Source organism: Streptomyces sp. NPDC050743 (assembly GCF_044456925.1).
Classification (GTDB): domain Bacteria; phylum Actinomycetota; class Actinomycetes; order Streptomycetales; family Streptomycetaceae; genus Streptomyces.
The window spans coordinates 5414-16895 of record NZ_JBITGJ010000121.1 but is presented as its reverse complement, the minus strand read 5'-3'; the positions used below and the strand labels follow the sequence as shown (position 1 = coordinate 16895).

8 protein-coding genes and 2 pseudogenes are annotated in these 11482 nt (G+C 69.5%); 4 read left to right on the top strand and 6 right to left on the bottom strand.

Annotated features, from left to right (window positions below; genetic code table 11):
- Both ACIBJF_RS46070 and ACIBJF_RS46065 read right to left on the bottom strand, forming a co-directional pair.
- A pseudogene (locus tag ACIBJF_RS46070) lies at window positions 1-523 on the bottom strand (RNA-guided endonuclease TnpB family protein); the annotation flags it as partial.
- A gap of 430 nt (window positions 524-953) precedes the next feature.
- Window positions 954-1643: a response regulator gene (locus ACIBJF_RS46065; RefSeq protein WP_399183520.1), complete on the bottom strand. Its 690-nt coding sequence runs from the start codon at window positions 1641-1643 to the stop codon at window positions 954-956.
- A gap of 386 nt (window positions 1644-2029) precedes the next feature.
- Between ACIBJF_RS46065 and ACIBJF_RS46060 the strand changes: the two genes are divergently transcribed.
- From ACIBJF_RS46060 to ACIBJF_RS46050, 3 genes and pseudogenes are all read left to right on the top strand, one after another.
- Window positions 2030-2434 (top strand): hypothetical protein, encoded by a 405-nt coding sequence (locus ACIBJF_RS46060; RefSeq protein WP_399183519.1) that lies wholly within the window; start codon window positions 2030-2032, stop codon window positions 2432-2434.
- A 248-nt stretch (window positions 2435-2682) separates the two neighbouring features.
- A pseudogene (gene adhE / locus ACIBJF_RS46055) lies at window positions 2683-5369 on the top strand (bifunctional acetaldehyde-CoA/alcohol dehydrogenase).
- A gap of 209 nt (window positions 5370-5578) precedes the next feature.
- Window positions 5579-6046 carry a pyridoxamine 5'-phosphate oxidase family protein gene (locus ACIBJF_RS46050; protein WP_399183524.1) on the top strand — a complete coding sequence of 156 codons (468 nt, stop codon included), beginning with the start codon at window positions 5579-5581 and terminating at the stop codon, window positions 6044-6046.
- A gap of 93 nt (window positions 6047-6139) precedes the next feature.
- Here the strand turns inward: ACIBJF_RS46050 and ACIBJF_RS46045 are convergent, their stop codons facing one another.
- The 4 genes from ACIBJF_RS46045 to ACIBJF_RS46030 all read right to left on the bottom strand — a co-directional run bounded on the left by ACIBJF_RS46045 (window position 6140) and on the right by ACIBJF_RS46030 (window position 10808).
- On the bottom strand, window positions 6140-7057 hold the full coding sequence (locus tag ACIBJF_RS46045) for a universal stress protein (RefSeq protein WP_399183517.1): 918 nt from the start codon (window positions 7055-7057) through the stop codon (window positions 6140-6142).
- Between the two features lie 127 nt (window positions 7058-7184).
- Window positions 7185-7934, bottom strand: coding sequence for a pyruvate formate-lyase-activating protein (pflA, locus tag ACIBJF_RS46040; RefSeq protein ID WP_399183515.1), 750 nt, complete (start codon window positions 7932-7934; stop codon window positions 7185-7187).
- On the bottom strand, window positions 7931-10192 hold the full coding sequence (gene pflB / locus ACIBJF_RS46035; RefSeq protein WP_399183513.1) for a formate C-acetyltransferase: 2262 nt from the start codon (window positions 10190-10192) through the stop codon (window positions 7931-7933). Before pflB ends, pflA begins: the two co-directional genes overlap by 4 nt.
- Before the next feature lie 175 nt (window positions 10193-10367).
- Complete coding sequence (locus tag ACIBJF_RS46030; RefSeq protein ID WP_399183511.1) at window positions 10368-10808, bottom strand: pyridoxamine 5'-phosphate oxidase family protein; 441 nt, start codon at window positions 10806-10808, stop codon at window positions 10368-10370.
- A 177-nt stretch (window positions 10809-10985) separates the two neighbouring features.
- Here ACIBJF_RS46030 and ACIBJF_RS46025 point away from each other — a divergent pair, with 177 nt between their 5' ends.
- Window positions 10986-11375, top strand: coding sequence for an STAS domain-containing protein (locus ACIBJF_RS46025; RefSeq protein ID WP_399183510.1), 390 nt, complete (start codon window positions 10986-10988; stop codon window positions 11373-11375).
- Window positions 11376-11482 lie beyond the last annotated feature (107 nt).

The following is an 11482-nucleotide window of genomic DNA, read 5'->3' as shown; positions in this document are numbered from 1 at the left end:
CCTGGTACACCCGCACACTCGACGGGTCGGCCGGAAGGTCCCGCGACCACACCACCCTCAGCACGATCTGGCCCGCAAGGTGCAGGCGGCCGTCCTTGAGGCGGAAACCGCGCCTGGTGTAGTTGAGGCTGGGCCGCGCCTCCCGCTTCTTCTTCCACCTGGGCATCCCGGCCCGCCGGTGCATCGGCAACCGGTCCTTGATGTCCTTCAGCGCCTTCGCCCTCGACCTGGCGAAGTCCCGAATCACCTGCTGCTGCGGCACACTCGCGCCCTCAGCCAGCCACGGCGTCACCCCGCGTGCCTCGGTCAGCATCCTGTCCAACTGCCCCGGACCACACGTCAGCTTCTCGCCACCCGCTTTGCCCTGCACGTGGACCTGCCGGGACTTGGCCACGCACTCGTTCCAGATCCACCGGCAGCGATCCCACTCGGCTTCGAGCCGGCGCCCGGCCGTGTTCGACAGACGCACACGGAAGGTGTACCGGGCATGCCCGGCGTCCTTCGTGGTCGCCTCCGTCGTCATGCATCCGAACCTACCCGAGCGGACCGACAGTCGAGAGCTCTCGCTCATCGTGGGCGACATCACCGCCGTGCGGGGCAGGGATAGCCGGATCGCCCTCACGGCGATCCGGCTACCCCTGCCCTGCTCCGCAGGAGTCCGATTCCTCCCCGGCCTGAAGGCCGGGGCATCCTCGGAGGAACCCGGTGAAAGCGCCGATGCCGCCCGCGAAGGACACGCACGGGCGGCACCGGCGCTGCGTCAGATCCAGATCTGGAGCAGGTACCAGGTTGTGGGTGGTGCCGGAGCCCGACGGTGAACGCGCACAGGAGGTTGCTCGGTTCGGTGATCGGCGCGGGCACGGACTCAGAGGGCCTTGTCGGTGCCGGTGGCGAAGACGTTCAGCTGTCCGTCCTGCCCCAGGCCAAGCCGGAGGCCTGCGGCTTCCCAGGTCTCAGTGCCCTTCCTGCCGCTGTCGGTCCTGGACCTGGGTGGCGATGACGGCGGCCTGGATTCGGCGCTCGACCCCGAGCTTGGCCAGCAGACGGGAGATGTGGTTCTTCACTGTCTTCTCGGCCAGGTACAGGCGCTGGCCGATCTGGCGGTTGGTCAGTCCCTCGCCGATCAGGGCCAGGATCTCCCGCTCCCGCTCGGTCAAGCCTTTCAGTCCGTCCGGCTGCTCCTCCTGCTGGCCGCCACGCAGCCGGGCCATCAGCTTAGTGGTGGCGCTGGCATCAAGGAGGGACTGGCCGGCGGCCACGGTGCGGACGGCGGACACCAGGTCGGAGCCCTGGATCTGCTTCAGGACGTATCCGGAGGCTCCTGCCATGATCGAGTCGAGCAGGGCCTCCTCGTCGTCGAAGGAGGTCAGCATGAGGCAGGCCAACTCGGGCATGCGAGAGCGGAGTTCGCGGCACACGGTCACGCCGTCGCCGTCGGGCAGACGGACGTCGAGCACAGCCACCTGTGGGCGCAGCGCGGGAACCCGCACCAGTGCCTGTTCCACCGTGCCGGCTTCGCCGATCACCTCGATGTCGGGCTCGTCGTTCAGCAGGTCGCGCACCCCGCGCCGTACGACCTCGTGGTCGTCCAGCAGGAAGACCCGGATCGGGTTGTCGGCGCCGGGCTGCGTGCTGTCCGCCATCAAACTGCTCCCTGGTTCCGCGTTCCGCACCGATGTCCGCTCGTGGACGGAATCGGCCCTCCGTACCGAGATCATTTCTCGGATCCGGGCCGAAGGGCCAGGGCCGGTCGGCCTTGTTGTCCACCCATAGTGTCCCGCAACCAGGAGCTACCGCTGCCGCCGGGGCGCGAAACGGCCTGTCGGGCCCTCGCAGAGGTCAAGATCCACGGCCTTGGAGCTCGGCGGATGCCGAACCGCGCGCCGCACTGCCGCCCAAACCCCGGGTCTCGCCACCCCACGCGGTCAAGGTCCCATGGCCCCACTGCAGGGGCCTGAGAGCCCTGGGCCAGGAGCGGTGCCCGCTGCAGTCTGGAGCCGCTGCGAAGCGATCAGAAGGAGCGGAGCACATGACTGCCAAGGACACCGGCACCCAGGCGACGAGCACGGACGCCGTAGAGGTGCGTGCGGAAGGCGATGTGGACGAGGAAGCCGTCGCATACCTCCGGGAGAAGGTCGGCGCGGTCCTCGGCCGGCCCGGGCTCCCGGCCGTGAGCGGTGCGGTGAGGGTCGCCAGGGCGGTGGCGCACCACGCGGAGCGGCCCTGGTCCGCCGGGGCCGAGCTCGTCGTGGGGAACATCCTCGTGGTCGTGCATGCCCAGGAGGCCACGGCACACGAACTGGCGGACCGGCTGCAGGACCGGCTGCGCGGACAGCTGAACCGCGTCCTGCACCGCAAGGAGGAGGCCCGCAGGTCGGCGACTCCGCCTCCGTGGCGCGGCGGTCGCGCCGACCGGGGCCAGAGCCCTTCGTGATCCTCCGCCGCGAGGCGGTCGCGCTCCTTCGCCTACGGGTGATTCGTGCGCCTTGACGAGGGAACTGCCCGGCCTGGCAGGGCCAGTGCCGGTCGGCCCCCGGAAGGGACCATCGGCACCTGGGAGTCGGGATCAGACACGACGAGAGGAGAGTGGAGGCGTGAGCGGCACCGATCCCCCGCGGTGCGGCTCCCGTCCGCACACCGTCGGCCACCGCCGACGGCTCTCGTCAGCGGAGGCGCTCCCCAATGACCAGTCATGAGGCCGGAATCCAGGCAGCATCAGCTGCCGACGCGCCGTCCGACATCACCATCGCCGTGGATCAGCTGGTCACGGACGGACTCAAGGCGCTCGCCGACTACGACGCCCTCACACAGGAGCAGGTCGACCACATCGTCAAGAAGGCGTCGGTCGCCGCGCTGGACCAGCACACCGCGTGGCCCGCCTGGCCGTGGAAGAGACCGGACGCGGGGTCTTCGAGGACAAGGCGGCCAAGAACATGTTCGCGTGCGAGCACGTCACGCACAGCATGGGCCCGATGAAGACCGTCGGCGTCATCGCCCGCGACGACGTCGAGGACATGATCGAGGTGGCCGAGCCGGTCGGCGTGGTCTGCGCGATCACGCCGGTCACCAATCCGACCTCCACCACCGTTTTCAAGGCCCTGATGGCGCTGAAGACGCGCAACCCGATCGTGTTCGCCTTCCACCCCTCGGCCCAGCGGTGCAGCATGGAGGCGGCCCGGATCGTACGGGACGCGGCCGTCGCCGCCGGCGCGCCGGAGCACTGCGTGCAGTGGATCGAGACCCCGTCGGTGGAGGCGACCGGCATACTGATGCGCCACCCCGGCGTCTCGCTGATCCTCGCCACCGGCGGCAACGCGATGGTCAGGGCCGCCTATTCGGCGGGCAAGCCCGCGCTGGGAGTCGGTGCGGGCAACGTGCCGGCGTACGTGCACAAGAGCGCGAAGCTGCGCCGGGCCGTCAACGACCTGGTGCTGTCGAAGTCGTTCGACAACGGCATGATCTGCGCCTCCGAACAGGCCGTCATCCTGGACGACGAGATCTACGACGCGGCACTGGCCGAGTTCCCCACTCTGCACGCTCACGTGGCGACCGCCGAGGAGAAGGCGAAGCTGGAGGCGTTCCTGTTCCCGACCGGCCGGGCCAACGCAGGCTGCGAGCCCAAGGTCAACGCCGCGGCCGTCGGTCAGAGCCCGGTATGGATCGCCGAACAGGCCGGCTTCACCGTCCCGGGCGACACCTCACTGATCCTGGTCGAGGCAGACCGGGTGGGCCCGGACGAGCCGCTGACCCGCGAGAAGCTCTGCCCGGTGCTCGCCGTGCTGCGCGCCGGCTCCGAGCAGCAGGGCTTCGACCTCGCCGCAGACATGGTCGCCTTCCACGGCCAGGGCCACACCGCCGTCATCCACACCGAGGAGCAGGCGCTGGCGGAGGCGTACGGCCGGCGCGTGAAGACCGTACGGATCATCGTCAACGCCCCCTCCTCGCAAGGCGCCATCGGCGGCGTCTACAACAGCCTGCTGCCGTCGCTCACCCTGGGCTGCGGCTCGTGGGGGCACACTTCGGTGTCCAACAACGTCTCCGCCGTCCAGCTGCTGAACATCAAGCGGGTCAGCGCGCGGCGCAACAACCTGCAGTGGTTCAAGGTCCCGCCGAAGATCTACTTCGAGCCGCAGTCCCTGCGCTACCTGTCCTCCATGCCTGACGTCCACCGCGTCACGATCGTCACCGACGCCACCATGACCCGCCTCGGTTTCGTCGACCGCGTCAGCCGCGTCCTGCAGCGGCGCCACGAGCCGGTCACCCTCCAGATCATCGACAACGTCGAGCCGGAGCCGAGTATCGACTCCGTCCAGCGCGGCGCCCAGCTCATGCGGGACTTCCGCCCCGACACCATCATCGCGCTCGGCGGCGGCTCGCCGATGGATGCAGCCAAGGTGATGTGGCTGCTGTACGAGCACCCGGACATCGACTTCGCCGACATGCGGCAGAAGTTCTCCGACATCCGCAAGCGCGCCTTCCGCTTCCCGGTCCTCGGCACCCGGGCCCGCGTCGTGTGCGTGCCCACCACCTCCGGCACCGGCGCGGAGGTCACCCCCTTCGCGGTGATCTCCGATCCCGCAAGCGGCAAGAAGTACCCGCTCGCCGACTACGCGCTGACACCGAGCGTGGCCATCGTCGACCCGCTGCTCACCGCGGACCTGCCCCCGGCGCTGGCGGCCGACAGCGGCTTCGACGCCCTCACCCACGCCATAGAGGCGTACGTATCCGTCTACGCCAACGACTTCACCGACGGCCTGGCCCTGCACGCGATCCGGCTGATCTTCGGTCACCTCGAGGCGGCGGTGAACGACCGCAGGAGCCGACCCGACGCGCGGGAGAAGATGCACAACGCCGGCACGATCGCCGGCATGGCCTTCGGCAACGCCTTCCTCGGCATCGTCCACGCCATGTCGCACACCCTGGGCGCCACCTTCCACGTCGCGCACGGCCGTACCAACGTCGTCTTGTTGCCGCATGTGATCCGCTACAACGGCACCGTGCCCACGAAGCTGACGGGCTGGCCCAAGTACGAGAGCTACCGTGCTCCCGAACGCTTCCGGGACATCGCCCGCGCCCTCGGGCTGCCCGCCGCCACCGCGCAGGGGGGTGTGGAGTCGCTGGCGGGCGCGGTGGAGCGGCTGCGCGACGCCGTGGCCATCGAGCCGTCGTTCCAGGCCCTCGGCATCAATGAGCGCACGTTCCTGGACGCTCTGCCGCAGCAGGCCCTGAACGCCTATGAGGACCAGTGCGCGCCGGCGAACCCGCGCATGCCGATGCTCGATGACATGCGGGAGATCATGCGCACGGCCTACTACGGGCGTGTGCAGGGCCGACCGACCGCGGACAAGGGCCGAACGGCCCTGGCGTGAAGAGCTTCGGTGCCGTTCCAATGGCCTGATCAGCCTGTCCGTGGCTCCGAGCCGGGTGCGACGGACAGGCAACCACCACGTCTTGAGGGGACGACGCAGATGCCGTACCGGCGCACCGGCCGCGACCACGGCGAAAGGCCGTGCAGCCGCCTCGCCGCCCCAGTCGAAAAAACGCAGCAGTGAGCAACGAGACCGTACGGAAGCCCGCCATGACCATCGACACCACTCAGGAGCTCCCTGCCGGGCCGCGCCGGAGCATCGAGCTGGACAGCGACGAAGCCCTGCGGCTGCTGGGCAGCGTGTCCTTCGGCAGGATCGTCTTCACCCGCCACGCCCTGCCGACCGTCCGCCCGGTCAACCACGTCGTCCTGGACAACGGTGACATCGTCATCCGCACCCACGAGGGCGCGGCCCTGACCGCGCGCGCCGGGCAGGCCGACGGTCAAGGCGTCGTGGTGGCCTACGAGGCCGACGTCATCGACCCCGACACGCACCTCGGCTGGAGCGTGGTCGTCACCGGCTACGCGCACCTGGTGACCGACTCGGAGGAACTGACCCGCTACGAGGCACTGCTCAACCCGTGGGTGCACCAGGCCATGGACTACGCGGTGCGCATCCGCCCGGACCTGATAACCGGCGTGCGGCTCACCGCCGACGACGAGTCCGACGGCCCCTGATCGCGATCCGGCTGCAAAGCCACGCGGCGTGAGAACCCCTCTGGTTCTCACGCCGCGTTCAGCCGAAGCCGGCCCTGCTCGCCGGGTCACCTGTCAATCGTGCGGGATCACCGCGACCGGCGCGGTGGCGTGGTGCAGCACCGCGTGGGCGACTGGGCCGATCACCGCACCGATCGCCGCCCGGCGCCGACGGCGGCCGAACACGAGCAGGGACGCGTCGCGCGAGGCCTCCACGAGGTGCGAGCCGGCCTTGCCGATCACGGCCTGCTCTGTCACCTCGACGCCGGGGAACTTGTCCCTCCAAGGCTCCAACGCCTCGGACAGGGCACGGTGCATCTCCCCGGTGAGCTCGTCGTGCAGTTCGGCGTTGAGGTCGCCGCCATTGTCGTAGTAGGGCAGTTCCGGGCTCTGGCCATGGACGACGCGCAGTCTCGCGGCACGCTGAGAGGCGGCCTCGAAGGCGAACTCGATCACGGTGTCGTTCGGAGCCGCAGAGTTGAGGCCCAGGACGACGTCGCGGAACGGTGCGGCCCCGGATCCGAAGGCGCCAATCTGGTGTTCGTCCTCTGGCCGCAGGCCGCCCCGCACGAGAACAACAGGTCGCCGGCTGCCTGCCACGACCGCCTGGGCGACGGACCCGACCAGGAATCCGGCTACGCCGCCCAGGCCGCGAGAGCCCAGCACCAACAGGTCGGCTTCGCCAGCCGCGCCAAGCAAGGCGGACACGGGTTCTTCGGTAAGACGGTCGGTGATGATCCGCATGCCCGGGTGACGCCGCGCGATCGTCGCCTCGGCCTCGCGCAGCATGTGGTCCGCCCAGCGAATCTGCTGGTCCAGACTCAGGGACATCTGGGGTACCCCGTCCGTGGATGCGTACATGTACGGCTTCGGCCCAACGGCGTGGACCAGGCGCAGTGGGACATCGCGGAGCAGGGCTTCCCTGGCCGCCCAGTCGGCGGCGGTCAGGCTCTCCGGGGACCCGTCCAGACCTGCGGTGATGGTGCGGGGCATCTCGGCCTCCTTCAAAGTCACGAATTCATAGTCGAGGCCGTGTACTTGGGACAGGAGAGGCCTCAGGTCCCTATGCGGAGGCCGGGTGGCCCCGACGCGGGCGAACGTGCGACGAAGATCGGCCCGCTCACAACGCCCGCAGCCCGTGCTCCCGGAACTGCTCGCGCACGCGCTCCGTCAGCTCCGGATCCGGCACGGGCGTGTCCCGCAGCGGGAAGTCGATACCCAGGGCGTCGTACTTGTGGGCGCCGAGTTTATGGAAGGGCAGGACATCCACCCGGTCGACGTTGGTCAGCCCGGACAGGAAGGCGCCGAGACCGTCCACGGCGGACGGGTCGTCGGTCCAGCCGGGGACGAGGACGTAGCGGATGTACACGGGGACGCCCAGCCGGTCCAAGCGGGTGGCGAAGCTCAGCGTGTGGGCGAGACGGGCACCGGTGAGCTTGCGGTAGGTGGTGGCGTCGAACGACTTGATGTCCAGCAGCACCAGGTCGGTGTCGGCGAGGAGTTCGTCGGAGGCACGCTCGCCCAGGAAGCCGGAGGTGTCCAGCGCCGTGTGCAGTCCGGCCTCCTTGCAGCGGTGCAGGAGGGAGCCGGTGAACACCGGCTGGAGCAGCGGCTCCCCGCCGGTGATGGTCACCCCTCCCCCGGCCGTGGTCAGGAAGCCCCGGTACTTCTCGATCTCCGCCATGACCTCATCGACCGAGGCCTCCCGCCCGTCGCGCATGTGCCAGGTGTCCGGGTTGGCGCAGTACAGGCAGCGCAGCGGGCAGCCGCTGACGAACAGCACGAACCGGGTCCCGGGCCCGTCCACGCCCGTGGACAGGTCCCAGGAGTGCACTCGACCGGTCACCGCCGACGCCGTCGTGGCGTTCACAGCGACCCGTGGAAGGTGCGGCTGATCACGTCGAGCTGCTGCTCACGCGTGAGGCGGACGAAGTTGACCGCGTAGCCGGAGACCCGGATCGTCAGCTCCGGGTACTTCTCCGGGTGTTCCATGGCGTCCTCGAGCGTCGCCCGGTTCAGGACGTTGACGTTCATGTGGAAACCGCCGAAGGTCATGTACCCGTCGAGAATGCCGACCAGGTTGCCGGCCCGCTCCGTGGGATTGTGGCCGAGCCCCTCGGGCGTGATGGTCGTGGTCAGGGAGATGCCGTCGCGGGCTTCGTCGTACGGCAGCTTCGCCACCGACAGGGCCGACGCGACGACCCCGTGCCGGTCCCGGCCGTTCATCGGGTTGGCGCCGGGTGCGAAGGGCTGCCCGGCACGCCGGCCGTCGGGGGTGTTGCCGGTGTGCTTGCCGTAGACCACGTTCGAGGTGATGGTGAGGACCGACTGGGTGTGCTCGGCGCCACGGTGAGTGGGGTATTGCCGCACCTTCGCCATGAAGGACTCCACCAGGTCGACGGCGATGCTGTCGGCGCGGTCGTCGTTGTTGCCGTACGCGGGGAAGTCGCCCTCGGTGCGGAAGTCGACGGCGAGTCCGGTGGCGTCCCGGAACACCTTCACCCGCGCGTACTTCACGGCGGACAGACTGTCCGCGGCCACCGACAGACCGGCGATCCCGCAGGCCATGAACCGGTGCACGGGGTAGTCGTGCAGCGCCATCTCCAGGCGTTCGTAGGCGTACTTGTCATGCATGTAGTGGATGACGTTGAGCGCGTTGACGTACGTCCGGGCCAGCCAGTCCAGGACGTGGTCGTAGGCCTCGATCAGTTCCTCGTAGTCCAGGTACTCACCGGTCAGCGGGGGCGCGGAGGGCGCGACCTGCTCGCCGGTCATCTCGTCACGGCCGCCGTTGACCGCATAGAGCAGCGCCTTGGCGAGGTTGACCCGGGCGCCGAAGAACTGCATCTGCTTGCCGACCGCCATGGCCGAGACGCAGCAGGCGATCGCGGTGTCGTCCCCGGTCCGGGGGCGCATCAGGTCGTCGGACTCGTACTGGACGGCGCTGGTGTCGATGGACACCTGGGCGCAGAACTCCTTGAAACCGTCGGGCAACCGGGGCGACCAGAGCACGGTCAGGTTCGGTTCGGGGGCCGGGCCGAGGTTGTAGAGGGTCTGCAGGAAGCGGAAGGAGGTGCGGGTGACCAGGGGCCGGCCGTCGGCGCCCATGCCGCCGATGGACTCCGTCACCCAGGTCGGGTCGCCGGAGAACAGGGCGTCGTACTCGGGAGTGCGCAGGAAACGCACGATCCGCAGCTTGATCACGAAGTCGTCGATCAGCTCCTGGGCCCGGGTCTCGTCGATGGTCCCGTCCGCCAGGTCCCGCTGGAGGTAGACGTCGAGGAAGGTGGACGTGCGCCCCAACGACATGGCCGCGCCGTTCTGTTCCTTCACCGCAGCCAGATAGCCGAGGTAGAGCCACTGCACGGCCTCCTGGGCAGTGGCGGCGGGGCGGGACACCTCACAGCCGTACGACGCCGCCATCCGCGTCAGCTCGTCCAACGCCTTCATCTGTTCGGCGAGTTCCTCCCGGTCACGGATGACCTCGGTGGAGGACGCACAGGCGTCGAGCATGGCACGCTCGGCCTTCTTGGCCTGGATCAGACGGTCGGTTCCGTACAGAGCGACGCGGCGGTAGTCACCGATGATCCGGCCGCGTCCGTAGGCGTCGGGCAGTCCGGTGATGACGCCGGCCTGGCGGGCCGCGCGCATCTCCGGGGTGTAGGCGTCGAAGACGCCGTCGTTGTGGGTCTTGCGGTAGGTGCCGAAGACCCGGGTCACGAACGGGTCGGGCTCATATCCGTACGCCTTCAGGCCGTTCTCGACCATGCGGAGGCCACCGTTGGGCATGATCGCGCGCTTCAGCGGGGCGTCCGTCTGCAGGCCGACGATCAGCTCACGGTCCCGGTCGATGTAGCCGGGGGCGTGCGAGGTGATCGTCGACGGGATGGCGGTGTCCACGTCGAGGACGCCCCTGCTGCGCTCCTCGGGGAACAGGACGCTGACCTCGTGCCAGACGGCGAGCGTGCGCTCGGTCGGACCGGTCAAAAACTCCGGACCGCCTTCGTACGGCGTGTAGTTGGCCTGGATGAAGTCGCGTACGTCGATCCGCTCGCGCCAGCCCCGGCCGGCGAATCCACGCCAGGCACCGGCGGGAGCGTCCACGTCGGGACGGGTTGCCACGGTCATCACTGCCTCCATCATTCGCGACACCGCACACGGACGGTTCCGTGGGCGGCTCCGCTGACGATGTTCCTCGCGTGCCCCGGCCCGGGGCAGGGCCTGCGGGAACCCGTCGCCGCGCCGTCCGGCCCCGCGCCCTTGGGCCCTTCGGACCAGGTCACGCGGCGCAGGTGTCCAGCGGTCAGGCGGAGATGTGCAGGCCGTACATCGTGCGGCCCCCGACGAGTTCGCGCCCGGTGACCAGTTCAGGCTCGATACGCACGAAGACCTCCTCGGGCGAGGGCGCCCAAGAGCGCGGACCGATCCGCTCCAGGCGTGCTACGTCGGCCGGATCCGTCACGATCTCGGCCCGGCCGGTCACGACAACGCTCCAGCCAGAGTGCGTGTCCACGTCTGCCGCGTCCGCCTCGAAGGCAACGACCGCGCCGTCGACTGCGCGGGCCAGCTCGGAGGCCATCGAGGTGCGCATCAGCACCGCTCCGTCGGCGTCCAGGCCGAAGTTGACCGGCACGACCGCGGGTAGCGCCTGGCGTGTGTAGACGATACGGCCGATGGGAGCCGTCGCCAGCAGGCGCAGGCACTCGTGACGACCGAGTTCGCGGAAACCATCGTTCGGGTACATGAGTCAGCCCGTCTTTCGCCCGGTGGAGGCATCACACTCCATGCTGAGTCCGCCGGCGGCCGTGGGTGAGGGGCCACGGGTCCCGCCCTGGTCGGAGAGCGGCCCGAGGAAGTACGCCGGTGAAGGGGGGCCGGACGGCCCTTCCGGCACGCCCATCGGCCCGGATTTCCTCTGACCATGGTCGAAACCCTCATCACATCCGCACTCCGCCACACCGAGCGTGCCGTCGGCGGGACGACCGTCCTGGAGCTGCGCGGTGAGATCGACATCCTCACGGCTCCGCCCATCGGGACACGCCTGGACGATCTGACGGCCGTCGTCCTCCCCGACCTCGTGGTGGACCTTCGCGCCGTGTCCTTCATCGACTGCGCCGGCCTGGGGATACTGTGCCGGGCGCGGAACACGGTCATGGAACGGCACGGCAGGCTGCGCCTCATCACTCACAGCAACCAGTTCATTCGAATTCTTCGTGGTGCGGGGCTGGATGGCGTGTTCGAGATGTACGACCACCTGTCCGAGGCCTTGGCTGCTGTGCCCGGCGGAATCCTCACCGCCGCCGCGGGCTGACAAGACCGTAGGCGAGCAGCCCGCAAACCACACGGGAATGACGGCCCAGCACCAGGCCGTCCCGGGGGTGGGGGGGGGGGCCCCCCCCCCCCCCCCCCCCCCCCCCG